Annotated in this window: 19 protein-coding genes and 2 pseudogenes; 17 read left to right on the forward strand and 4 right to left on the reverse strand. The window is 77.6% G+C overall.

Going from position 1 to position 23,624, the window contains the following annotated elements; translation table 11 throughout:
• The first annotated feature begins 106 nt into the window (after nt 1–106).
• The 13 genes and pseudogenes from cobN (at nt 107) to cobA (ending at nt 17,622) form a co-directional block, all read left to right on the forward strand.
• Nucleotides 107–3,775 carry a cobaltochelatase subunit CobN gene (cobN, locus tag ABZS80_RS08075; RefSeq protein WP_355055045.1) on the forward strand — a complete coding sequence of 1,223 codons (3,669 nt, stop codon included), beginning with the start codon at nt 107–109 and terminating at the stop codon, nt 3,773–3,775.
• Nucleotides 3,772–6,242: pseudogene (locus ABZS80_RS08080) on the forward strand (VWA domain-containing protein). The gene cobN and the pseudogene ABZS80_RS08080 overlap by 4 nt, the downstream one beginning before the upstream one ends.
• A complete protein-coding gene (gene cobO, locus ABZS80_RS08085) occupies nt 6,242–6,853 on the forward strand; it encodes a cob(I)yrinic acid a,c-diamide adenosyltransferase (RefSeq protein ID WP_151464381.1) in 612 nt (203 codons plus the stop codon). Before ABZS80_RS08080 ends, cobO begins: the two are co-directional and overlap by 1 nt.
• Nucleotides 6,847–8,202: a cobyrinate a,c-diamide synthase gene (locus tag ABZS80_RS08090; RefSeq protein ID WP_355055046.1), complete on the forward strand. Its 1,356-nt coding sequence runs from the start codon at nt 6,847–6,849 to the stop codon at nt 8,200–8,202. The genes cobO and ABZS80_RS08090 overlap by 7 nt, the downstream gene beginning before the upstream one ends.
• A complete protein-coding gene (gene cobI, locus ABZS80_RS08095) occupies nt 8,199–8,966 on the forward strand; it encodes a precorrin-2 C(20)-methyltransferase (protein ID WP_355055047.1) in 768 nt (255 codons plus the stop codon). Before ABZS80_RS08090 ends, cobI begins: the two co-directional genes overlap by 4 nt.
• A gap of 2 nt (nt 8,967–8,968) precedes the next feature.
• Entirely contained in the window at nt 8,969–9,799 is an 831-nt protein-coding gene (gene cobM, locus ABZS80_RS08100) for a precorrin-4 C(11)-methyltransferase (RefSeq protein WP_151464383.1), read from the forward strand.
• Nucleotides 9,796–10,941 (forward strand): cobalt-precorrin-5B (C(1))-methyltransferase, encoded by a 1,146-nt coding sequence (locus ABZS80_RS08105; RefSeq protein WP_355055048.1) that lies wholly within the window; start codon nt 9,796–9,798, stop codon nt 10,939–10,941. The genes cobM and ABZS80_RS08105 overlap by 4 nt, the downstream gene beginning before the upstream one ends.
• Nucleotides 10,929–12,185, forward strand: a complete 1,257-nt coding sequence (cbiE, locus tag ABZS80_RS08110) for a precorrin-6y C5,15-methyltransferase (decarboxylating) subunit CbiE (protein WP_355055049.1) — start codon at nt 10,929–10,931, stop codon at nt 12,183–12,185. The genes ABZS80_RS08105 and cbiE overlap by 13 nt, the downstream gene beginning before the upstream one ends.
• Before the next feature lie 92 nt (nt 12,186–12,277).
• Entirely contained in the window at nt 12,278–14,089 is a 1,812-nt protein-coding gene (gene cobJ / locus ABZS80_RS08115; RefSeq protein WP_355055075.1) for a precorrin-3B C(17)-methyltransferase, read from the forward strand.
• Nucleotides 14,077–14,265 (forward strand): 4Fe-4S dicluster domain-containing protein, encoded by a 189-nt coding sequence (locus ABZS80_RS08120; RefSeq protein ID WP_151464376.1) that lies wholly within the window; start codon nt 14,077–14,079, stop codon nt 14,263–14,265. Before cobJ ends, ABZS80_RS08120 begins: the two co-directional genes overlap by 13 nt.
• On the forward strand, nt 14,262–15,338 hold the full coding sequence (locus ABZS80_RS08125; protein WP_225853920.1) for a HoxN/HupN/NixA family nickel/cobalt transporter: 1,077 nt from the start codon (nt 14,262–14,264) through the stop codon (nt 15,336–15,338). The genes ABZS80_RS08120 and ABZS80_RS08125 overlap by 4 nt, the downstream gene beginning before the upstream one ends.
• Complete coding sequence (locus tag ABZS80_RS08130) at nt 15,335–15,928, forward strand: precorrin-8X methylmutase (RefSeq protein WP_355055050.1); 594 nt, start codon at nt 15,335–15,337, stop codon at nt 15,926–15,928. The genes ABZS80_RS08125 and ABZS80_RS08130 overlap by 4 nt, the downstream gene beginning before the upstream one ends.
• Nucleotides 15,925–17,622, forward strand: a complete 1,698-nt coding sequence (gene cobA, locus ABZS80_RS08135; protein ID WP_355055051.1) for a uroporphyrinogen-III C-methyltransferase — start codon at nt 15,925–15,927, stop codon at nt 17,620–17,622. The genes ABZS80_RS08130 and cobA overlap by 4 nt, the downstream gene beginning before the upstream one ends.
• 89 nt (nt 17,623–17,711) lie before the next feature.
• On the opposite strand, the gene crcB is transcribed toward cobA, so the two are convergent.
• From crcB to ABZS80_RS08150, 3 genes are all read right to left on the reverse strand, one after another.
• The gene (crcB, locus tag ABZS80_RS08140) at nt 17,712–18,074 is read right to left on the reverse strand and encodes a fluoride efflux transporter CrcB (protein WP_355055052.1); all 363 of its coding nucleotides are present in this window, start codon (nt 18,072–18,074) and stop codon (nt 17,712–17,714) included.
• Complete coding sequence (locus ABZS80_RS08145; protein WP_355055076.1) at nt 18,071–18,565, reverse strand: CrcB family protein; 495 nt, start codon at nt 18,563–18,565, stop codon at nt 18,071–18,073. Before ABZS80_RS08145 ends, crcB begins: the two co-directional genes overlap by 4 nt.
• A 162-nt stretch (nt 18,566–18,727) precedes the next feature.
• Complete coding sequence (locus ABZS80_RS08150) at nt 18,728–19,951, reverse strand: MFS transporter (protein ID WP_355055053.1); 1,224 nt, start codon at nt 19,949–19,951, stop codon at nt 18,728–18,730.
• Nucleotides 19,952–20,088: 137 nt separating this feature from the next.
• Between ABZS80_RS08150 and ABZS80_RS08155 the strand changes: the two genes are divergently transcribed.
• The 4 genes from ABZS80_RS08155 (at nt 20,089) to ABZS80_RS08170 (ending at nt 23,034) form a co-directional block, all read left to right on the forward strand.
• Complete coding sequence (locus tag ABZS80_RS08155; protein WP_151465640.1) at nt 20,089–20,538, forward strand: MarR family transcriptional regulator; 450 nt, start codon at nt 20,089–20,091, stop codon at nt 20,536–20,538.
• 165 nt (nt 20,539–20,703) lie between these two features.
• On the forward strand, nt 20,704–22,011 hold the full coding sequence (gene paaK / locus ABZS80_RS08160) for a phenylacetate--CoA ligase PaaK (RefSeq protein WP_355055054.1): 1,308 nt from the start codon (nt 20,704–20,706) through the stop codon (nt 22,009–22,011).
• Nucleotides 22,012–22,048: 37 nt separating this feature from the next.
• Nucleotides 22,049–22,420: a hydroxyphenylacetyl-CoA thioesterase PaaI gene (gene paaI / locus ABZS80_RS08165; protein ID WP_225854035.1), complete on the forward strand. Its 372-nt coding sequence runs from the start codon at nt 22,049–22,051 to the stop codon at nt 22,418–22,420.
• Nucleotides 22,421–22,467: 47 nt separating this feature from the next.
• Nucleotides 22,468–23,034 (forward strand): dienelactone hydrolase family protein, encoded by a 567-nt coding sequence (locus ABZS80_RS08170; protein WP_355055055.1) that lies wholly within the window; start codon nt 22,468–22,470, stop codon nt 23,032–23,034.
• 122 nt (nt 23,035–23,156) lie between these two features.
• On the opposite strand, the pseudogene ABZS80_RS08175 reads toward ABZS80_RS08170, so the two are convergent.
• Nucleotides 23,157–23,624, reverse strand: a pseudogene (locus ABZS80_RS08175) (hypothetical protein); the annotation flags it as partial.

Here is a 23,624-nt window from a genome sequence, read left to right on the forward strand (position 1 = left end):
CTGTCGGTGAGCCGCCCGCCGGACCCGCGTACCCGCCGAATCCGCGCCCACCCCCGCCCGCCGCCGGCCCCGCCGTGCCGCCGGGCGTCACGCTCCGGAGCCGTCCGTGCGCATCCTGCTGCTCTCCACCGCCGACACCGACCTGCTGGCCGCCCGCGCCAGCGGCGCCGGCTACCGGCTGGCCAACCCCGCCCGGGTCGCCGCCGACGCCGTGCCCGCGCTGCTCGACGGCGTCGACCTGGCCGTCGTACGCCTGCTCGGTGGCCGGCAGGCGTGGCCGGACGGCCTCGCCGCGGTGCTCGCCTCCGGCGTGCCCACGGTCGTGCTCGGCGGCGAGGCGGTGCCCGACGCGGAGCTCATGGCGGCGTCCACCGTGGCCGCCGGGGTGGCCGCCGAGGCCCTCGCCTACCTGGTCCAGGGCGGCCCGGAGAACCTGGCCGAGCTGGCCCGGTTCCTCTCCGACACGGTGCTGCTCACCGGCGAGGGCTTCGCCCCGCCCGCGCCCACCCCGCCGCACGGGATCCTCGGCACCGACCCGGCGCCCGACGGCCGGCCCGTGGTCGGCATCGTCTTCTACCGGGCGCACGCCCTGGCCGGCAACACCGCCTTCGTGGAGACCCTCGCCGACGCGGTCACCGCGGCCGGCGGCCAGCCGCTGCCGGTGTTCTGCGGCTCGCTGCGCGGCCTCGCCCCGGGCGCGGGCCCGCTGGAGCTGTTCGGCCGGTGCGACGCCCTGGTGGTGACGGTGCTCGCGGCCGGCGGCACGGTCGCCGCGGACGCCTCCGGGGGCGGCGACGAGGACGCCTGGGACGTCGGCGCGCTCGCCGCCCTGGACGTGCCGATCGTCCAGGCGCTCTGCCTGACCAGCGACCGCGACCGGTGGGCGGCCAGCGACGCCGGACTGTCCCCGCTGGACGCCGCCATGCAGGTGGCCATCCCCGAGTTCGACGGACGGATCGTCACCGTGCCGTTCTCGTTCAAGCGGATCGACGCCGACGGGCTCTCGGTCTACCAGCCCGACCCGGAGCGGGCCGCCCGGGTCGCCGGCATCGCCGTCCGGCAGGCCCGGCTGCGGCACGTGCCCAACGCCGACAAGCGCCTCGCCATCGTGCTCAGCTCGTACCCGACGAAGCACTCCCGGGTCGGCAACGCCGTCGGCCTGGACACCCCGGCCTCGGCGGTCCGGCTGCTCGCCGCCCTGGCCGAGGCCGGCTACCACCTGGGCGACGCTCCCGTGCCGGACGACGGGGACGCCCTGATCCACGCCCTGATCGCCGCCGGCGGGCACGACGTCGAGTGGCTCACCCCCGAACAGCTCGCCGCCGCCGAGGCGCGGCTGCCGGGGGAGACCTACCGGCGCTGGTTCGGCGCGGTGCCCGCCCCGCTGCGGGACCGGATGCGCGAGCACTGGGGCGAGCCGCCCGGCCGGCTCTACACCGACGGCGGCGACCTCGTCCTCGCCGGGCTGCGCTTCGGCAACGTGGCGCTGCTCATCCAGCCGCCCCGCGGCTTCGGCGAGAACCCCGTGGCCATCTACCACGACCCGGACCTGCCGCCCAGCCACCACTACCTGGCCGCGTACCGGTGGCTGGCCGCGCCGGTGACCGACGGCGGCTTCGGCGCGGACGCCGTGGTCCACCTCGGCAAGCACGGCACCCTGGAGTGGCTGCCCGGCAAGGGCCTCGGGCTGTCCGCCGACTGCGCCCCCGACGCGGTCCTCGGCGACCTGCCGCTGGTCTACCCGTTCATCGTCAACGACCCCGGCGAGGGCACCCAGGCCAAGCGCCGCGCGCACGCCGTGGTCGTCGACCACCTGGTGCCGCCCATGGCCCGCGCCGAGACCTACGGCGACCTGGCCAAACTCGAACAGCTCCTCGACGAGTACGCCACCGTGCAGGCCCTCGACCCGGCCAAGGCGCCCACCGTGCAGCGGCAGATCTGGGACCTCGTCCGCGCCGCCGAGCTGCACCACGACCTGCACCAGGCCGAGATGCCCGGCGACGAGGACTTCGACGACTTCGTGCTGCACCTCGACGGCTACCTCTGCGAGGTCAAGGACGTGCAGATCCGCGACGGCCTGCACATCCTCGCCGAGGCGCCCGCCGGGGAGGCCCGGGTCAACCTCGTCCTCGCCGTGCTGCGCGCCCCGCAGGTCTGGGGCGGGGCCCGCGCGCTGCCCGGGCTACGCCAGGCGCTCGCCGCCCACGCCGGCCTCGACGAGGCGGCGCTGCTCGCCGCGCCCGGCGCCCGGATCGCCGTGCCCGCGGCGCTCACCGAGGCCGTCGACGGGCCGGCCGCCACGGCCGCCGACGCCGTCGACCTCATCGAGGCCCTGGCCCGCCGGCTCGTGCTCGGCATGGAGACCCTCGGCTGGGACCCCACCAAGGCCGGCGCGGTGGTCGAGGAGGTGGTCGGCGGGCCGGTGCCGGAGGCCGCCGACGTGCTCGGCTTCGCCGCCCGCGAGGTGGTGCCCCGGCTGGACCGGACCACCGACGAGATCGGCCGGGTGCTCGGGGCGCTCGCCGGCCGGTTCGTGCCGCCCGGCCCGTCCGGCTCGCCCACCCGGGGGCTCGTCAACGTGCTGCCCACCGGCCGCAACTTCTACTCCGTCGACCCGAAGGCCATCCCCAGCCGCAACGCCTGGGACGTCGGGGTCGCCCTCGCCGACTCGCTGCTGGCCCGGCACCTCGCCGACACCGGGGCGTACCCCCGCTCGGTCGGGCTCACCGTCTGGGGCACCAGCGCCATGCGCACCCAGGGCGACGACATCGCCGAGGTGCTGGCGCTGCTCGGCGTCCGTCCGGTGTGGGACGACCGCTCCCGCCGGGTGACCGGCGTCGAGGTGGTGCCGCTGCCCGAACTGGGCCGCCCCCGGGTCGACGTCACGGTGCGCATCTCCGGCTTCTTCCGGGACGCCTTCCCGCACGTCGTCGCGCTCATCGACGACGCCGTCCGGCAGGTCGCCGCGCTCGACGAGCCGGCCGCCGGAAACTTCGTGAAGGCACACGTCGACGCGGACGTCGCCGAGCACGGCGACGCGCGCCGGGCCACCGCCCGGATCTTCGGCTCCAAGCCAGGGGCGTACGGGGCCGGGCTGCTGCCGCTCATCGACGCCCGGAACTGGCGCACCGACGCCGACCTGGCCGAGGTGTACGCCGTGTGGGGCGGCTACGCGTACGGGCCGGGGCTGGACGGGCGGGAGGCGCGGGCCGACATGGAACGCTCCTTCGCCCGGATCGCCGTCGCCGTGAAGAACCAGGACACCCGCGAGCACGACATCGTCGACTCCGACGACTACTTCCAGTACCACGGCGGGATGGTGGCCATGGTCCGCCACCTCACCGGCGGGTCCCCGGCCGCCTACGTCGGCGACTCGGCCATGCCGCACGACGTGCGTACCCGCACCCTCGGCGAGGAGACCCGCCGGGTGTTCCGCGCCCGGGTGGTCAACCCGCGCTGGATCGCCGCCATGCGCCGGCACGGCTACAAGGGCGCCTTCGAGCTGGCCGCCACCGTGGACTACCTGTTCGGCTACGACGCCACCGCCGGGGTCGTCGACGACTGGATGTACGAGCGGCTCGCCGAGGCGTACCTCTTCGACCCGGAGACCCGGGAGTTCCTCGAGCGGTCCAACCCGTGGGCGCTGCGCGGCATCGCCGAACGGCTGCTGGAGGCCGCCGACCGCGGGCTGTGGGCCGCGCCCGAGCCGGTCACCCTCGACCGGCTGCACGAGACGTACCTGGCCAGTGAGGGCGACCTGGAGGACCGGCAGTGAGCGCGAGGAGTGAGCCGGGTTTGCGAGCCCCGCAGTCGCGAACGAAGGAGGCACAGTGAGCGGATATCCATTCAGCGCGGTGCTCGGGATGGACGAGATGCGGCTCGCCCTGCTGCTCAACGCGGTCAGCCCGGCCATCGGCGGGGTGCTGGTCCGGGGTGAGAAGGGCACCGCCAAGTCCACCGCCGTGCGTGCCCTCGCCGGGCTGCTGCCTCCGGTCGATCGGGTCGCCGCCTGCCGCTTCGCCTGCGACCCGGCCGCGCCCGACCCGGGCTGCCCGGACGGACCGCACCCGGCCGGGTCGACGGCCGAGCACCGCCCGGCCCGCCTGGTGGAACTGCCGGTGGGCGCCGCCGAGGACCGGGTGGTCGGCTCGCTCGACCTGGAGAAGGCCCTCGCCGAGGGGGTACGCGCCTACGAGCCCGGCCTGCTCGCCGCCGCCCACCGCGGCGTGCTCTACGTCGACGAGGTCAACCTGCTCCACGACCACCTGGTCGACCTGCTCCTCGACGCCGCCGCGATGGGCCGCTGCCACGTCGAGCGGGAGGGTGTCTCGGTCAGCCACGCCGCCCGGTTCCTGCTGGTCGGCACCATGAACCCGGAGGAGGGTGAGCTGCGCCCGCAGCTGCTCGACCGGTTCGGGCTCACCGTCGAGGTGGCCGCCAGCCGCGACCCGGCCGTACGCGCCGAGGTGGTCCGCCGCCGCCTCGCCGCCGACGCCGACCCGGCCGGTTTCGCCGCCGGCTGGGCCGAGGCGGACGCCGAGGTGGCCCGCCGGGTCGCCGCGGCCCGGCGCCGGCTGCCCGGGGTGGCGCTGCCCGACGCGGCGCTGCGGCAGATCGCCGAGGTCTGCGCCGCGTTCGACGTGGACGGCATGCGCGCCGACATCGTCACGGCCCGGACCGCCGTGGCGCACGCCGCCTGGCAGGGCCGGGACCGGGTGGGCGCCGACGACGTCCGGGTCGCCGCCCGGCTGGCCCTGCCGCACCGCCGCCGCCGGGACCCGTTCGACACCCCGGGGCTGGACGAGCAGCGCCTGGACGAGGCGCTGCGCCGCGCCCGCGAGCAGCACCCCGACGACGATCCCGACGACCACGGCCCGGACGGCGGGCCGGACGGCGGCCCGGGGCCGGACGGCGATCCTCGTGGCTCCGGCGGCGGGTCGGACGGCGCCGGGTCGGACCCCGACGGTCCCGGCCAGCCGGCCCGCGGGAAGGGCGGCGCCGATGGCCGGGACCGGTCGGGAGGGTCCGACGAGGACGGACGCCCCGGGTCACCGGACGACGGGCGCGCCGGGGCCGGCCGGGACGGTCGCTGGCCGGCCAACGGCCGGAGCGGCGAGGGGACGGGCGACGGCCGGTTCAACGACGGCCGGACCGGCGAGGGCCGTGCCGACGGGACGGGCCGGGACCACCGGACCGGCGGCGACCGCGCCGACTGGACCGGCCACGACGACCCATCCGGTGACGGCCGCGCCGCCGCCGATCCGGATCGGTCCGGCCACCCGGGCGACGACGCGGGCGGCGACGAGGCCGACGCGCACCGGCCCGGCGGTGGCGCGCCGCACGGTGGCGGTGACCGGGGACGGCCGCACGCCCGGCGGTTCCGCCCCGGCGGCCGGCCGGGCGATCCGGACCATGCGGAGGGCGGGACCGTGGCCGTGCCCGACCGGGGGCTGCGCGCCCGGCTGCTCACCGCGCCCGGCGTGGGCGAGGGCGTGCCGGGCCGGCGCTCCCGGGCCCGCACCGGACGTGGGCACACCACCGGCGCCCGCGTGCCCGCCGGCCCGGCCGGCGCGCTGCACCTGCCGGCCACCGTCCGGGCCGCCGCCCCCCACCAGGCCGCCCGCGGCCGGACCGGCGGGCCGCTGCGACTGCGCCCGTCCGACGTGCGCGAGGCGGTCCGCGAGGGACGCGAGGGCAACCTCGTCCTCTTCGTGGTCGACGCGAGCGGGTCGATGGGCGCGCGGCAGCGGATGGCCGCCGTCAAGGGCGCCGTGCTGGCGCTGCTCACCGACGCCTACCAGCGGCGGGACAAGGTGGCCGTGGTCGCCTTCCGGGGCGCCGGGGCGCAGACCCTGCTGCCGGCCACCTCCTCGGTGCTCGCCGCCTCGGCCCGGCTGGCCGAGCTGCCCACCGGCGGGCGTACCCCCCTCGCGGAGGGGCTGCTCGCCGCGGCCGACCTGCTGCGGGTGGAGCGGCTGCGCGACCCGAGGCGCCGCCCCCTCGTGCTGGTGGTCACCGACGGCCGCGCGACCGCCGGCCGCCGCCCGCTCGACCGGGCCGCCCGCGCCGCCGCGGTGCTCGCGGCCACCGGCGCGCCCTGCGTCGTCGTCGACTGCGAGTCCGGGCCGGTCCGCCTGCACCTGGCCCGCCGCCTCGCCCACCAACTGCACGCCCCGCACCACCACCTCGCCGACGTGGCCAGTGACCCGCTCGTCGGCCTCACCACGAGGAGCGCCGCCTGATGCCGCAGGGGAAGCCGTCCCACGTGCCTGCCGACGGGCTGACCACCCGGCAGCGGCGCCACCGCCCGCTGCTGATCGTGCACACCGGACAGATGAAGGGGAAGTCGACGGCCGCATTCGGGCTGGCGCTGCGCGCCTGGACCGCCGGGCTGCCGGTCGGCGTCTTCCAGTTCGTCAAGAGCGCCAAGTGGCGGGTGGGGGAGGAGAACGCCTTCCGGGCCCTCGGCGAGGTGCACGAGCGCACCGGGCAGGGCGCGCCGGTGACCTGGCACAAGATGGGCGAGGGCTGGTCCTGGATCCAGCGCGGCGGCGAGGCCGACCACGCCGAGGACGCCCGCGAGGGCTGGCGGCAGATCCGGCGCGACCTGGCCGCCGAGCGCTACGGGCTCTACGTCCTCGACGAGTTCACGTACCCGATGAAGTGGGGTTGGGTCGACGTGGACGAGGTGGTCGCCACCCTGCGCGACCGGCCCGGCTTCCAGCACGTGGTGATCACCGGGCGGGACGCCGACCCGCGGCTGGTCGAGGCGGCCGACCTGGTCGCCGAGCTGACCAAGGTCAAGCACCCGATGGACGCCGGCCAGAAGGGCCAGAAGGGCATCGAATGGTGACGCCCTGGGCGCTGCCGCGGCTGGTCGTCGCGGCCCCGGCCAGCGGGCACGGCAAGACGACCGTGGCCACCGGCCTGCTCGCCGCCCTGCGCCGGCGCGGCCTGGCGGTCAGCCCGCACAAGGTCGGCCCCGACTACATCGACCCCGGCTACCACGCGCTCGCCGCCGGCCGTCCCGGCCGCAACCTCGACCCGTGGCTGGTCGGCCCGGAGCGGGTCGCCCCGCTGCTGCGCCACGGCGCGAGCGTGCCCACCCCGGCCGACGTGGCCGTGGTGGAGGGGGTCATGGGGCTGCACGACGGCGCGGTCGGCCACGGCGGATACGCCTCCACGGCCCACGTGGCCCGGCTCGTCGAGGCGCCGGTGCTGCTGGTGCTCGACACCACGGCGCAGGGCCGCTCCGCCGCCGCGCTGGTGCTCGGCATGCGCGCGTTCGACCCGGCCGTGCGCATCGGCGGGGTGGTCCTCAACCGGGTCGGCTCGCCCCGCCACGAGACGCTGCTGCGCGACGCGCTCGCCGAGGTGGGCGTGCCGGTGCTCGGCGCGGTGACCCGGGCCGCCGAGGTGGCCGCGCCGTCCCGCCACCTCGGGCTGGTGCCGGTCGCCGAACGCGCGCCCGAGTCGGTCGCCGTGGTGGCCGCGCTCGGCGACCTGGTCCAGTCCACGGTGGACCTCGACGCCGTACTGGCGCTGGCCCGCACCGCGCCGCCGCTCACCGCGCCCGCCTGGGACCCGGCCGCCGCTGTCGGCGGTCCCGCCGGCACCGCCCGCCCGGTCGTCGCGGTCGCCGGCGGGGCGGCGTTCACCTTCTCGTACGCGGAGACCGCCGAGCTGCTCACCGCGGCCGGCGCCGAGGTGGTGACCCTCGACCCGCTGCGCGACGAGGCCCTCCCGGCCGGCACCCGGGCCGTGGTGATCGGCGGCGGCTTCCCCGAGCTGCACGCCGACGCCCTGGCCGGCAACACCGCGCTCCGCGCCGAGCTGGCCGGCTTCGACGGCCCGGTGGTCGCCGAGTGCGCCGGGCTGCTCTACCTCGGCCGCTCCCTCGACGGGATACCGATGTGCGGGCGGCTCGACCACACCGCCCGGATGACCGGCCGGCTCACCCTCGGCTACCGCGACGCCGTGGCCGCCGCCGACTCCCCGGCGCACCGTGCCGACGACCCGGTACGCGGACACGAGTTCCACCGCACCGTCACCGACCCGGGGCACGGCGACCGCCCCGCCTGGCACTGGGACGGCGCCCCGCACGGCTTCGTGTCCGGCCGGGTGCACGCCTCCTACCTGCACACCCACTGGGCCGGGCACCCGGGCGCGGCCCGCCGGCTGGTCGAGGCGGCGAGCCGGTGACCCCGCCCCACCACCCGCCGGCCGTGCTGACCGGGATCGGGGTCGGACCCGGGGACCCGGAGCTGCTCACGCTCAAGGCCGCGCGGCTGCTGGGCGAGGCCGACCTGGTGTTCGTACCCGTGCTGGACCGGCTCGCCGCGGACCCGGACACGCCCGCCGGCCGGGCCGAGACCACCGTGCGGGCGCACGTGCCCGCGGACCGGCTGCGCCGGCTGCCGTTCGCCCTGGACGACCGCGGCGGGGTGACCGCCCGCCGGGAGCGGGCCTGGGACGCCGCGGCGGAGGCCGTGGTGGCCGTCGTCGACTCCGGCGCCCGGTCGGTCGCGTTCGCCACCATCGGCGACCCCAACGTCTACTCCACCTTCGGCTACCTGGCCGACGGGGTCCGGGCCCGGCGACCCGGGGTCGAGGTGCGGACCGTGCCCGGCATCACCGCCATGCAGGACCTGGCCGCCCGGGCGGGCGTGCCGCTCTGCGAGGGCCGGGAACCGCTCACCCTGCTGCCCGCCACGGCCGGCCTCACGCCGGTCGCCGACGCGCTCGCCGGCCCCGGGACCGTCGTCGTCTACAAAGGCTGGCGCCGCCACCCCGACCTGGTCGACGAGCTGCGGCGGCAGGGCCGGCTGGCCGGCGCCGTGCTGGGCCGGTCGCTCGGCCTGCCGGGCGAGCGGATCGGGCCGGTGGACGCCGCCGCCGCCGACCTGCCCTACCTGTCGACGCTGCTGGTCCCGGCCCGCCGGGACGGCCGGGGAGGAAAACTGTGAACATCACCGGCAAGGTCTGGTTCGTCGGGGCCGGCCCCGGCGCCGCCGACCTGCTCACCCTGCGCGCCGCCCGGGTCATCGCGGAGGCCGACGTGGTGATCTGGGCGGCCAGCCTGGTGCACGCCGACGTGCTCGCCCACGCCCGCCCGGGCGCCGAGATCGTCGACTCCTCCCAGCTGCCCATCGAGGGCGTCCGGCCGCTCTACGAACGGGCCGCCGCGCAGGGGCTGACGGTGGCCCGGATCCACTCCGGCGACCCGGCCCTGTGGGGCGCCGTGCAGGAACAGCTCGACCTGTGCCGCGACCTCGGCCTGGCCGTGGAGGTGGTGCCCGGGGTGTCCTCGTTCACCGCGGTCGCCGCGCTGGTCGGCCGGGAGCTGACCATCCCCGAGGTCGCCCAGTCGGTGATCCTCACCCGCCTGGAGGGCGGCAGGACGCCCATGCCGCCCGGCGAGCGGGTCCGCGAGTTCGCCCGGCACGGCACCACCATGGCGCTGTTCCTCTCCGCCGCCCGCTCCGGGCAGGCCCAGGCGGAACTGCTGGCCGGTGGCTACCCGCCGGAGACTCCGGTGGTGGTCGCGTACCAGGCGACCTGGCCGGACGAGCTGGTGGTGCGGTGCGTACTGGGCGAGCTGGAGGCCACCGTCAAGGCGCACAAGCTCTGGAAGCACACCCTGTTCCTGGTCGGGCCGGCGCTCGCCGCCACCGGCACCCGCTCGCACCTCTACCACCCGGGGCACTTCCACACCTACCGCCGGGCCGAGCCGGGCGCCCGCGCCGCGCTGCGCCGCGCCCGTGCCGACCGGTCCGGCGACCCCGGGGACGGCCGGTGACGTACGCCGACCCGCCGCTGCGCGAGCCGGACCTGCCGCGCACGGCGAAAGTCCGGCCCACCGCGCTGCGTACCGGCTGGACCACCGGCGCGTGCGCCACGGCGGCGACCAAGGCGGCGCTGACCGCGCTGGTCACCGGCGAGCCGCAGCGCCAGGTGGAGATCGGCCTGCCGGCCGGCCGGCGGGTCACCTTCGCGGTGGCCCGCTGCGACCTGGACCGGGCCCGGCGGGCCGAGGCCGTGGTGGTCAAGGACGCCGGCGACGACCCCGACGTCACCCACGGCGCCGAGCTGACCGCCACGGTCACCTGGCGGGACGAGCCGGGGCTGCGCCTGGACGGCGGGCCGGGGGTCGGCACGGTCACCCGGCCGGGACTCGGCCTGGCGGTTGGCGGCCCGGCCATCAACGAGACCCCGCGCCGCATGATCGGCCAGGCCGTCGCCGAGGTGGTCGACCTCGGCGAGACCGGCGTCCGCGTGGTGATCAGCGTGCCGCGCGGCGAGATCATGGCCCGCAAGACCACCAACCGGCGGCTCGGCATCCTCGGCGGCATCTCCATCCTCGGCACCACCGGGATCGTCCGGCCGTTCTCCACCGCCTCCTGGCGGGCCAGCGTGGTGCAGGCCGTGCACGTGATGGCCGCCCAGGGGGAGCGGACCGTGGTGCTCTGCACCGGCGGGCGGACCGAGCGGGCGGCCCGGGCGCTGCTGCCGGAGCTGCCCGAGGTGTGCTTCGTCGAGGTCGGCGACTTCACCGGCGCGGCGGTCACGGCCGCCGTCGGCGACGGGATGACCGGGGTGGTCTTCGTCGGCATGGCCGGCAAGCTGGCCAAGCTCGCCGCCGGCATCCTGATGACCCACTACACCCGCTCCAAGGTGGACCTGTCGCTGCTCGGCGCGGTGACCGCCGAGGCCGGCGGCGACCCGGACCTGGTCGCCGCCGTCACCGCGGCCAACACCGGGCGGCACGCGTACGAGCTGTGGGCGGACGCCGGGCTGCTCGGCCCGGCCGGGGACCTGCTCTGCCGCCGGGTCCGGCACGTGCTGCTCCGCTTCGCCGGGCACGCGGTCGGCGTCGACGTGGCCATGGTGGACTTCGCGGGCGCCCGGGTGGTCGCCTCCTCCGGGCGGTGGGCCGCGTGAGCCCGACCGTCCTCGTGGCGGGGGTCGACGCCGCCGGCCGGCCCGCGCACCCCGCGCTCGCGCAGGCGCTGGCCGGCGCCGGGCTGGTGGTCGGCGCGGCCCGGCACCTGGCCGCCGTGCCCGTACCGCCCGGCTGCGCCACCGTCGTCCTCGGCCCGCTCGCCCCCGCCCTGCACCGCCTCACCGCCGCCGTCGCCGCCGGCACGCCCGCGGTGGTGCTGGCCAGCGGCGACCCCGGGTTCTTCGGCATCGTCCGCCGGCTCCGGGAGGCCGGCCTGCCGGTGCGGGTGCTGCCCGCCGTCTCCAGCGTCGCCGCCGCGTTCGCCCGCGCCGGGCTGCCCTGGGACGGCGCCGCCGTCGTCACCGCGCACGGCCGGGACCCCCGCCCCGCGCTCAACGCCTGCCGGGCGCTGCCCGCCGTCGCGGTGCTCACGGCCCCCGCCGCCGGCGCGGCCGAGCTGGGCGCCGGGCTGGCCGGCTGGGACCGCAGGCTGATCGTGGCCGAGCACCTCGGCACCCCGGACGAGCGGGTCACCTGGACCACCCCGGCCGAGGCCGCCGCGACGACCTGGGCCGACCCGCACGTCGTGCTCAGCCTCGCCCCGGAGACCGTTCCGCCCCGGACGACGCCGCTCTCCACCGTGGACGGCCCGCCGGAGGCCGGGATGCGCGCCGACGACCAGCCGGCCGCTGCGCCGGCCGGGGGCTGGGCACTGCCCGAGTCCGCGTACGCCCACCGGGAGTCCATGATCACGAAGGCCGAGGTCCGGGCGCTCGCGGTGGCCCGGCTGCGGCCCCGGCTGGGCCGGCTCGTCTGGGACGTCGGCGCGGGCAGCGGCTCGGTCGGCATCGAGTGTGCCCTGCTCGGGGCGGCGGTGCTCGCCGTGGAACGCGACCCGGACACTCCGATCCGCGCCAACGCCGCCCGGCACGGCGTCGACGTCCGGGTGGTGACCGGGGCGGCCCCGGCGGCCCTGGCCGGGCTACCCGACCCGGACGCGGTCTTCGTCGGCGGGGGCGGCGTGGACGTGCTCGCCGCGGTGGCCGACCGTCGCCCGCCCCGGGTGGTCGTCACCCTGGCCGCGCTCGACCGGGTCGCGCCGGCCGTGCACCTGCTGCGCGCCGCCGGCTACGCGGTCGACGGCTGCCAGCTCGCGGCCGCCCGCCTCGCCGACCTGCCCGGCGGCTCCCTGCGCCTGGCCGCCACCAACCCGGTCGTCCTGCTCACCGCGGAGCACCCATGACGACCCACCCGGAGGAACCCGTGCCCACACCCTCGGACCTGTTAACAGGGGACCCCTGCTCTACCGGAGGCGTTAGGAAGGGGCCCTTCCTTCTGGGCCTCGTAGCGGCGACCGCCGCCGGGCGGCGGCACGCGCGCGTCGTTGCCGCGGCCTGGCCGCACGCCCGGCTCGTGGCGGCGGAGAGCGCCGCCGACGCGCTGCGGGCCGCCTGGCGGGAGTGCGACGCCGTGGTCGCCTTCCTGGCCACCGGCGCGGTGGTCCGCATCCTGGCCCCGCTGCTCGGTGACAAGCACACCGACCCGGCCGTGGTGGTCGTCGACGAGGCGGCCCGGCACGCCGTGGCCCTGCTCGGCGGGCACGCCGGGGGCGCCAACGCGCTCGCCGCCGAGGTGGGCGCGCTGCTCGACGCCCGGCCCGTGGTCACCACCGCCACCGACGCGGTCGGCCTGCCCGGGCTGGACACGCTCGGCTGGCCCGTGGAGGGCGCGGTGGCCGCGGTGTCCCGGGCGATCCTCGACGGCGAGCCGGTCCGGCTGGTCGCCGACGCCACCTGGCCGCTGCCCGCCCTGCCGGAGCACGTCCACATCGAGGTCACACCCCCGCCGGCCGGCTCCGGCGCGCCGGTCGCCACCGCGGGCGACGCTCCGACGCCGGTCGCCACCGCGGGCGACGCTCCGACGCCGGTCGCCGAAACGGCGAGCCCGAGGCCGGCCGCCGACGAGCCGGGCGATGGCGCGGGAGGGTGGCGGATCCTGGTCACCGACCGGGTCGTTCCCCTCGACGGGCGGACCGTGGTGCTCCGGCCGCCGTCCCTGGTCGCGGGCATCGGCTCCAGCCGGGGCGTGCCCGCCGCCGAGGTGACCGGCCTGCTGCGCCGGGCGCTCGCCGACGCCGGCCTCAGCCCGGCCAGCCTGCGCTGCCTGGCCAGCGTGGACCTCAAGGCCGACGAGGCGGGCATCCGGGCGGCCGCCGACGCGTACGGCGTACCCCTGGAGACCCGGTCCGCGGCGGAGCTGGCGGCGGTCGAGGTGCCGCACCCCAGCGAGGTGGTCCGCGCCGCGGTCGGCACGCCGAGCGTCGCGGAGGCCGCGGCGCTGCGCGGCGGCGGCACGCTGCTGGTGCCGAAGACCGCCTCGGCGATGGCCACCGTCGCGGTGGCCCGGCACGCCCCGCGCGGCCGGCTCGCGCTGGTCGGCCTCGGCCCCGGCGCGGCCGACCTGCGCACCCCGCGCGCGGTGGCCGAGCTGCGCCGGGCCGCCGTGGTGGTCGGCCTGGACCAGTACGTCGACCAGGTCCGCGACCTGCTCCGCCCCGGCACCCGGGTGCTGGCCAGCGGGCTCGGCGCGGAGGAGGCCCGGGCCCGGGCCGCCGTCGCCGAGGCCACCGCCGGCCACGCCGTCGCCCTGGTCGGCTCCGGCGACGCCGGCGTGTACGCGATGGCCAGCCCCGCCCTCGAGTACGCCGACGACCGGATCGACGTGGTCGGCGTGCCCGGGGTGACCGCCGGCCTCGCCGCCTCCGCGTTGCTCGGCGCGCCCCTCGGGCACGACCACGTCTACCTGAGCCTGTCCGACCTGCACACCCCCTGGGAGGTGATCGCGGGCCGGATCGCCGCCGCGGCGGAGAGCGACCTGGTGGCGCTGCTCTACAACCCGCGCAGCCGCACCCGGGACTGGCAGCTCGGCGCGGCGCTGGACGCCTTCGCGGCGCACCGCCCACCGGACACCCCGATCGGCGTGGTGCGCAACGCCAGCCGCCCCGGCGAGCGGGTGCACCTGGCCACCCTGGGCACCCTCGATCCGGCCCTGGTCGACATGTACAGCGTGGTGGTGGTGGGCAGCTCGCAGACGCGGGTGGTCGCCGGCCGGATGGTCACGCCCCGGGGGTACCGGTGGCGGTCGTGACCATCGGCCCCTGCCAGGGCTGCGGCGCCTGCCTGCTCACCTGCCCGACGCACGCCATCCGCCCCACCCCCGCCGGCCTGCGGGTCACCGACCGCTGCACCGGCTGCCTCGAATGCCTGGAGATCTGCCCCGTGGACGCCATCCGCGTCGACCCCGAACCCCGAGGAGAGCGATGACCTCCACCCCGACCGCCGCCCCCACGATCGGCCGCTGGAGCCGCGCCGAACGGGCGCGCCTCGGCGGCATCGTCTGCGCGGTCGCCGCGCTGCACGTCGCCGGCGTGACCCTCTACCTGTACTGGAACAACCAGCCGGCGGCGGCCGGCGGGCTGGCCGGCGCCGGCACCCTGGCCTACGTGCTGGGGGTGCGGCACGCCTTCGACGCCGACCACATCGCCGCCATCGACGACACCACCCGGCTCATGCTGCTGCGCGGCCGGCGGCCGGTCGGCGTCGGCTTCTTCTTCGCCCTCGGGCACAGCGCCGTGGTGCTGCTGCTCGCCCTCGTGGTCGGGCTCGCCTCGACGCGGCTGACCGGCGACCGGATGGCCGGCGTCCGCGAGGTCGGCGCCACCGTCGCGATCGTCACGGCCACCGGCTTCCTGCTGCTCGTGGCGGCCCTCAACGCGGTGGTGCTGGCCGGGCTGGCCCGGCTCTGGCGGCGGCTGCGCGCCGGCGCGCTGGACGAGACCGAACTGGACCTCATGCTGCTCAACCGGGGGCTCATGCACCGGATCCTCGGGGCCCGGGCCCGCACCCTGGTCCGCTCCTCCTGGCACATGGCCCCGGTCGGCTTCCTCTTCGGGCTGGGCCTGGAGACGGCCAGCGAGGTGACCCTGCTGGCCCTGTCGGCGAGCACCGCCGCCGCCGGTGGCCTGCCCGTGCTGGCGCTGCTCACCCTGCCGCTGCTCTTCGCCGCCGGGATGTCCGCCATGGACACCGCGGACAGCCTGCTGATGAGCCGCGCGTACTCGTGGGCGTACCGGCAGCCGGCCCGGCGGCTCTGGTACAACCTGGCCACCACCACGATGACGGTGCTGGTCGGTGGCCTGGTCGCCAGCGTCTACCTGGCCGGGCTGCTCGCCGACCACCTCGGGCTCACGGCCCTGGCCGGGTACGCCTCGATCGCCGACCACTTCGAGCAGCTCGGCTACGCCGTGGTGGGCCTCTTCGCCCTCGCCTGGGGCGGCGCCGTGCTGCTCTGGCGGCTGCGCGGCTACGACCGCCGCTACGGGCCGGCCGGCTCATGAGCCGGACGGTGCACCCGATCGAGGCCGAGTCCTACCGGATCCTGCGCGAGCGGGCCGACCTGTCGCACCTGCCGCCGCTGACCCGGGCGGTCACCGAGCGGGTGGTGCACGCCAGCGCCGACCTCGACTACGTCGCCGACCTGGTCTGCGACGAGGACGGCCTGGCCGCCGGGCTGGCCGCGCTGCGGGCCGGCGCGCCGATCGTCACGGACGTGTGGATGGTCGCCGCCGGCATCACCCGGGCCGGACGGGAGATCGTCTGCCCGGTGGCCGAGCCCGCCGCCGCCGAGCTGGGGAGCGCCGCCGGCATCACCCGCTCGGCCGCGGCGGTGCGGATCGCGGCCGAGCGGGTCGGCCCCGGCGCGGTCTGGGTGGTCGGCTGCGCGCCCACCGCGCTGGTCGAGCTGATCGCGCTCGACGCGGCCCCGGCACTGGTGGTCGGCCTGCCGGTCGGCTTCGTGGGCGCGGCCGAGTCCAAGGCGGCGCTGCGGGCCAGCGGCCTGCCCGCCGTGTCCAACGTGGGCGAGAAGGGCGGCTCCGCGGTGGCCGCCGCCGCCCTCAACGCCCTGCTCTACCTGGAGGACACGTGAAGGACCAGACCCCGCTGCTGATCGTCGGGCACGGCACCCGCAGCGCGGCCGGCGTCGCCCAGTTCGGCGCGCTGGTCGAGCGGATCCGCCGCCGGGGCGCGGTCGCCGACGTCGAGGGCGGCTTCATCGAGCTGTCCCGCCCGCCGCTGACCGACGCCGTCGGCGCGCTGGTCGACCGCGGCCACCGGAACCTGGTGGCGCTGCCGCTGGTGCTGGCCGCCGCCGGGCACGGCAAGGGCGACATCCCCGCTGCCCTCGCCCGGGAGAAGCAGCGCCACCCCGGCCTGCGGTACGCGTACGGGCGGCCGCTCGGGCCGCACCCGCTGCTCCAGGAACTGCTGGCGGAGCGGATCGACGCGGCGCTCGACGGCGCCGACCGGGCCGGCACGTGGGTGGCCCTGATCGGGCGCGGCTCCACCGACCCGGACGCCAACGCCGAGGTGACCAAGGTGGCCCGGCTGCTCTGGGAGGGACGGGGCTACGCCGGGGTGGAACCCGGCTTCGTCTCGCTCGCCGAGCCGTCCGTGCCGGCCGTGCTGGAGCGGCTGCGCCGGCTCGGCGCCCGGCGGATCGTGGTCGCTCCGTACTTCCTCTTCGCCGGGGTGCTGCCGGACCGGATCGTGGCGCAGAGCCGGGAGTTCGCCGCCGACCACCCCGGCGTGGACGTGCGGGTGGCCGAGGTGATCGGCGACTGCGACGCCCTCGCCGACCTGGTCCTGGAACGGCACGCCGAGGCGCTGCGCGGGGACATCCGGATGAACTGCGACACCTGCGCGTACCGGGTGGCGCTGCCCGGCTTCGCCGACAAGGTGGGCCGGCCGCAGACCCCGCACCACCACCCCGACGACCCGGCCGACGGGCACGGCCACCACCACCATCACCACCATGCCGGCCACCACGACGAGCCGGCGCTGCGCCCCGGACAGGTGGCCGTGGTGGGTGGCGGCCCCGGCCCGGACGACCTGATCACCGTACGCGGGCGGGCGCTGCTCGACGCCGCGGACGTGGTGGTGGCCGACCGGCTCGCCCCGGCCGGGCTGCTGCGCCGGCTGCGGCCGGGCGTGCTGGTGGTGGACGCCGCCAAGGTGCCCCGGGGCCCGTCGATGTCCCAGGACGCCATCAACGACACGCTGATCGCGCACGCCCGGGCGGGGCGGCGGGTGGTCCGGCTCAAGGGCGGCGACCCGTACGTCTTCGGCCGCGGCCACGAGGAGGTCCTCGCCTGCGCGGCGGCCGGGGTGGAGACGGTGCTCGTGCCCGGGGTGAGCAGCGCGGTGGCCGCGCCCGCCCTGGCCGGGGTGCCGGTGACCCACCGGGGCGTGGCGCACGAGGTCACCGTGGTGTCCGGGCACCTGCCGCCCGGGCATCCCGACTCCCTGGTGGACTGGGCCGCGCTGGCCCGGGCCCGGGGCACGCTGGTGCTGCTCATGGCGGTCGACACCGTGGGGCGGATCGCCGCCGAACTGCTCGCGCACGGGCGGGCGGCGGAGACGCCGGTGCTGGTGGTCCGGGACGCCGGCCACCCGGCGCAGTGGACGGCCCGGTGCCGGCTCGACGAGGTCGGCGCGCTCGCCGAGCGGGACGACGTCCGGCCGCCGGCCGTGTTCGTGATCGGGCCGGTGGTGGCGCTCGCCGCCGATCCCGCCGCGGCTGATCCGGCTCCGGCGCCTGCCGCCGTGCCGGCGCGGGGGTGAGCGCGCCGGCCCGGCCGGTCAGCCGGTGGCGGCTCTCGGGTGAGCGGGCGGGTCGGCCGGTGCGGGGGTGAGCGCGGCGGCCCGGCGCGTCAGCCGGTGACGGCGCTGCCCAGGAGATATCCGACGGTGGCCGCCGCGAGGCCGGCGGCCACGCTGCCGAGCGCGTTGGCCAGCGCGTGCCCGCGGTGGCCCGCGCGGTGCAGCCGCACGGTCTCGTAGCCGAGGGTGGACCAGGTGGTCAGCGCGCCGCAGAAGCCGGTGCCGACCAGGGCGGTCACCCCGGGGGAGGCGGGCACGGCGGTCGCCGCCCCGAGCACCAGCGACCCGACCACGTTGACGGTCAGCGTGCCCCACGGGAAGGGGGAGCCGTGCCGGGCCTGCACGGCCCGGTCGGTCAGGTAGCGCAGCGGCGCGCCCACCGCCGCCCCGAGCGCGACCAGCAGGACGGTCACCGGGCCGCCCCGCCCCGCGCCCGGGCCAGCAGCCGGCCGGCCACCGCGTCCCCGGCCGCGACCGCCAGCAGCGCCCCGGCCAGCGTCGCCGCCAGGTACGCCAGCGCGATGCCCGGCGCCCCGGCGGCGATCGCCCGCTGGGCGTCCACGGCGTAGGTGGAGAAGGTGGTGAAGCCGCCGAGGACGCCGACGCCGAGGAACGGCCGGACCAGCGGCCCGGCCGGTCGGGCGGTGAGCACCGCCATGAGCGCGCCGATCAGCAGGCAACCGGCGACGTTGATGCCGAAGGTGGCCCACGGGAAGCCGGTGGGCGGGTGCGGGAACGCGGCCTGCAGCCCGGCCCGGGCCAGCGCGCCGAGCACGCCGCCGGCGGCGATGACCCCGAGCACCGCGGCCGGGTGGGCGGGCAGCTCCCGCCGGTCGGCGGGGACGCGCAGGTCGACGTCGGGGTCGACGCGGAACTCGGACGGTCCGGTCACGGTGCCTCCCACCAGGACGGGCATCACTGGCAGGGACCGTTGGCGAGCGTGTCGCGGTTCTCCCGGCGGGTTCCGGGACGGCGGGCCCCACCGCCGGCTCTCGCCCGAGCATAACGCCGCCCGCCCGCCCGCCCGCCTGCCCGGTCCGGCGGCCGGTCAGGCCGGGCGAGCCGGTCAGGCCGCGACGTCGGCCAGCTCGCGGGCCTCCGCCGCGTCCGCCGGGGTACGCCGGGCGCGCCGCTCGGCCACCAGCAGCACCCCGAGGCCGAGCAGGGTGAGCCCGGCGCCGGCCCAGATCGGGGCGGTGAAGCCGAGGCCGGCGTCGATGGTCAGCCCGCCGAGCCAGGCGCCGAGCGCGTTGCCGACGTTGAACGCGGCGATGTTCGCCCCGGAGGCCAGGGTCGGGGCCCGGCGGGCGTACCGCATGATCCGCATCTGGAGCGGCGGGACGGTGGCGAAGCCGAACGCGCCCATCAGCACGAGCGCGACCACGGTCAGCGCCGGACTCGTGGCGGTCAGCGCGAAGCCGACCAGCACCAGGGTGAGCACCGCGAGGACGGTGACCAGGGTGCGGGACAGCGACACGTCGGCGGCCCGGCCGCCGGCCAGGTTGCCGGCGAACAGCCCGACCCCGAAGAGGACCAGGAGCCACGGCACGGTGCCGGCCGCGAAGCCGCTCACCTCGGTCAGCGTGTACGCGATGTAGGTGAACGCGCCGAACATGCCGCCGAAGCCGAGCACGGTGACCACGAGCGAGAACCAGACCTGGGCGTGGGTGAACGCCCGCAGCTCGCCGCGCAGCCCGCCGGTCGGGGCGGCGTCGGTGGCCGGACCGCGGCCGGGCACGAGGACGGCGAGGCCGGCCAGCGCGACAAGCCCGATGCCGGTGATCGCCCAGAACGTGGCGCGCCAGCCGAAGTGCTGGCCGAGGAGGGTGCCGAACGGCACGCCGAGGACGTTGGCGATGGTGAGGCCGGCGAACATCATGGCGATCGCGCCGGCGCGGCGGGCCGGCGGGACCAGGCCGGCCGCCACCACCGCACCGATGCCGAAGAACGCGCCGTGGCAGAGCGCCGCCACGATCCGGCCGGCCAGCATGGTGCCGTAGTCGCCGGCCAGCGCCGAGAGCAGGTTGCCGGCGATGAACAGCACCATGAGGCCCAGCAGCACCGGCTTGCGGCGCAGCCGGGTGACAGCGGCGGTGAGCGCCACCCCGCCGACGGCCACGCTGAGGGCGTAGCCGGAGATCAACCAGCCGGCCACCGACTCGCTGACCGCGAAGTCGGCGGCGACCTGGGGGAGCAGCCCCATGATCACGAACTCGGTCAGCCCGATGCCGAACGCCCCGATCGCCAGGGCGATCAGGCCGCCGGGGAGGGCGGAGGTGCGCTGTGTCATGCCGTACCCATCCATGAGCGGGAAACAAAGAGGCGCGTGCAACTACCCGCGCCGACAACAAAGATAGTTGCACGCGCCGTATACCGGCGCAAGGGTGGTAGCCTGGGGGACGTCCAGGTCACACCGGAGGGGGCGCCATGGGAATCGCCGACGACGCGGTCGAGATCCGCGCGCAGGGCTGGCGTACCCTCGCGGCGCTGCACGGCCTCATCGAGACCGCCCTGGAGCGCGCCCTCCAGGGCGAGCACGACCTCTCCGTCGTGGAATACACCGTGCTCGACGCGCTCTCCCGCCAGGACGGCTGGCACATGCGGATGCGGCAGCTCGCCCGCGCCGCCGCGCTCTCCGGCAGCGCCACCACCCGCCTGGTCACCCGGCTGGAGGAGCGCGGCCTGCTCACCCGCGTGCTCTGCGCCGACGACCGGCGCGGCATCTACACCGAGCTGACCCCGGCCGGCTCGGAGCTGCTCGGCCGGGCCCGCCCCACCCACGACCGGGTGCTCGCCGACGCGCTCGCCGAGGCCGAGCGCACCCCCGAGCTGGCCCCGCTGGTCGACGCCCTGCACCGGCTCCCCGCCGCCCGCTGAGCCGCAGGCACCCCCTTCTCCGCGGCTCCTCGCGGTCCCGGGCTGACCGCCGGTGGGCGGCCGGACCGGGGACCTGACCTGGCAGGACGGGCCGTACGGGCGTACGGTGATCGCACCCGCCCGGCGCGACGCGGCGTCGGCGGACCCGTCGCGCAGGAGGCCACCGTGCAGGACCGCACCCCTCGTCCGGACGAGCTGGAACCCGTCGAGCGGGCCGGCGTCGACGAGCTGCGGGCCCTGCAACTCGACCGGCTGCGCTGGTCGCTGCGGCACGCGTACGACAACGTGCCGCACTACCGGCAGGCCTTCGAGGCGGCCGGCGCGCACCCCGACGACGTGCGGGACCTGGCCGACCTGGCCCGCTTCCCGTTCACCGGCAAGGCCGAGCTGCGGGAGAACTACCCGTTCGGCATGTTCGCGGTCCCGCGCGAGCGGGTCGCGCGGCTGCACGCCTCCTCCGGCACCACCGGCCGGCCCACCGTGGTCGGCTACACCCGCGCCGATCTCGACACGTGGGCGAAGCTGATGGCCCGCTCGATCCGGGCCTCGGGCGGCCGCCCGGGTGACCGGGTGCACGTGGCCTACGGCTACGGGCTCTTCACAGGCGGGCTCGGGGCGCACTACGGCGCCGAGGAACTGGGCTGCACGGTCATCCCGGTCTCCGGCGGCATGACCGAGCGGCAGGTCATGCTGATCCGCGACTTCCAGCCCGAGGTCATCATGGTCACCCCCAGCTACATGCTGGCCATCGTCGACGAGATGGAGCGCCAGGGCGTCGACCCGAGGTCCACCTCCCTCCAGGTCGGCATCTTCGGGGCCGAGCCGTGGACCGAGGACATGCGCCGGGAGATGGAGCAGCGCCTCGACATGCACGCCGTGGACATCTACGGCCTCTCCGAGGTGATGGGCCCCGGGGTGGCGGTCGAGTGCGTGGAGGCCAAGGACGGCCTGCACCTGTGGGAGGACCACTTCTACCCGGAGATCATCCACCCGGTCACCGGCGAGGTGCTGCCCGACGGCGAGCGGGGCGAGCTGGTGCTCACCTCCCTCACCAAGGAGGCCATGCCGGTGGTCCGCTACCGCACCCGCGACCTCACCCGGCTGCTGCCGGGCACGGCCCGCAGCATGCGCCGGATCGAGAAGATCACCGGCCGCACCGACGACATGATGATCGTGCGCGGGGTCAACGTCTTCCCGACCCAGATCGAGGAGCTGATCCTGCGTACGCCCGCGCTGTCGCCGCACTTCCAGTGCGTGCTGGACCGGCAGGGCCGGATGGACACCCTCACCGTCAAGGTGGAGCGGCGGGCCGGGGTGGCCGCCGACGAGGCCGAGCGGGCCGGCGCCGCGCTGGTCGAGCAGGTCAAGAACACCATCGGGGTGAGCGTGGCGGTCCAGGTCATCGAGCCCGACGGGGTCGAACGCTCGATGGGCAAGATGCGCCGGATCGTCGACCAGCGGCGGGGCAACTGACGTGGCGGGCGAGGACGGCCGCACCGCGGCCCACGACATGTTCGACGCCGACGTGGCGTCCAAGGGGCTCGGCATCGAGCTGGTCTCGGCCGGCGACGGCGCGGCGGTGGCCCGGATGCGGGTCACCGCGGCCATGCTGAACGGCCACGCCATCGGCCACGGCGGCTTCGTCTTCCTGCTCGCCGACACCGCGTTCGCGCTGGCCTGCAACAGCCACGGCCCGGCCACCGTGGCCGCCGGCGGCGAGATCAGCTTCCTCCGCCCGGTCCGCGAGGGCGACCTGCTGGAGGCCCGGGCCACCGAGCGGGTCCGCTACGGCCGCAGCGGCATCTACGACGTCACCGTGTCGCGGGGCGGCGAGGTCGTCGCCGAGTTCCGCGGCCGCAGCCGCACCATCGCCCGCGACTGACCGGCGTGCCGGTCCGCCCGCCGACCGGGGTGCGCCAGGATGGGGCCATGGCACACATCCTGCTCCTGCACTCCGTCTACGGGCTGCGGCCCGCCGTGCTGGCCGCCGCCGACCGGCTCCGCGCCGCGGGGCACCAGGTGACCACCCCCGACCTGTACGAGGTGCCCGCCGCCGACACCGTCGACGCCGGCTTCGCGCTGTTGGACAAGATCGGCCGGGACGCGGTCCTCGACCGGGCCCGCGCGGCGGCGGCCGGACTGCCCGCCGACACCGTGCTGGCCGGCTTCTCCATGGGCGCCGGCGTCGCCGGGGCACTGCTCGCGGAGCGGCCGGAGGCCGCCGCGCTGCTCCTGCTGCACGGCACCGGCGGCGACCCCGGCTCGGTACGCCCCGGGCTGCCCGTGCAGCTGCACCTCGCCGATCCCGACGAGTACGAGCCGCAGGACGAGGTGGACGACTGGCAGCGGTCGATGACCGCGGCCGGCGCCGAGGTGACCGTGTACCGCTACCCGGGCCCCGGGCACCTGTTCACCGACCCCGGCACGCCCGACCACGACGGGCAGGCCGCCGCCCTCACCTGGGACCGTGCCCTGGCGTTCCTCGCCGACCGCTGACCCACCGAACCGCCCTGGCCCGCCCCGGCGCATCCGCCGGATCCGGCCGCCCCTTGGCTCGCCGGCCCTGGACGACGTCCGGGTCGGAGTGGCCCCGTGCCCGCTCCGGCCCGGACGTCGCATCAGGCGGCGAGCACGCCGCCGCCCAGGGGCAGCCCCGCGCGGGCGGATGCCCCCACCGGCCGCTCCCGGCCGGTCCGGCGCGGACGCGGCGGCCCGACGGTCGGCGGTCGCCCGCCCACCGGCCCCACCCGGCCCGCCGACTCGCGCGGCGGGCCGCCGGGTAACGCGTCCCGGAGCCCCGGGAACACGCCGAGCCGCGCTCGCACCGCCCGGCCCGCCCGGCCCGCCCGGTTCCCGCCGGACCGCAGCGCCGGGAGAGCCGCCCGGGCGGAGGATCCGGCGGAGGCGCCCCCCGACACCCCCGCCGGACCGCCCACCGCGGCGCCGGCCCACCTCGCGTCGACGGCGGCCGCCCCCCGGCTTGCCGGCGCGCCGATTCCCGCCGCCGCACCGCCCCCGGCGACCACACCCGGCGTCGGCCCGCCCCCGGCGACCACACCCGGCGTCGGCCCGCCCCCGGCGACCAC

This window comes from Micromonospora sp. NPDC005305, from assembly GCF_040607315.1.
Taxonomy (GTDB): Bacteria; Actinomycetota; Actinomycetes; order Mycobacteriales; family Micromonosporaceae; genus Micromonospora.

What these genes read in the sequence shown, in the direction of transcription:
- cobO (WP_151464381.1), top strand. Translation starts at nt 6,242, where the DNA reads ATGCCGCAGGGGAAGCCGTCCCACGTGCCTGCCGACGGGCTGACCACC.
- ABZS80_RS08090 (WP_355055046.1), top strand. Translation starts at nt 6,847, where the DNA reads ATGGTGACGCCCTGGGCGCTGCCGCGGCTGGTCGTCGCGGCCCCGGCC.
- ABZS80_RS08125 (WP_225853920.1), top strand. Translation starts at nt 14,262, where the DNA reads ATGACCTCCACCCCGACCGCCGCCCCCACGATCGGCCGCTGGAGCCGC.
- ABZS80_RS08130 (WP_355055050.1), top strand. Translation starts at nt 15,335, where the DNA reads ATGAGCCGGACGGTGCACCCGATCGAGGCCGAGTCCTACCGGATCCTG.
- ABZS80_RS08150 (WP_355055053.1), bottom strand. Translation starts at nt 19,951, where the DNA reads ATGACACAGCGCACCTCCGCCCTCCCCGGCGGCCTGATCGCCCTGGCG.
- ABZS80_RS08155 (WP_151465640.1), top strand. Translation starts at nt 20,089, where the DNA reads ATGGGAATCGCCGACGACGCGGTCGAGATCCGCGCGCAGGGCTGGCGT.
- paaI (WP_225854035.1), top strand. Translation starts at nt 22,049, where the DNA reads ATGTTCGACGCCGACGTGGCGTCCAAGGGGCTCGGCATCGAGCTGGTC.
- ABZS80_RS08170 (WP_355055055.1), top strand. Translation starts at nt 22,468, where the DNA reads ATGGCACACATCCTGCTCCTGCACTCCGTCTACGGGCTGCGGCCCGCC.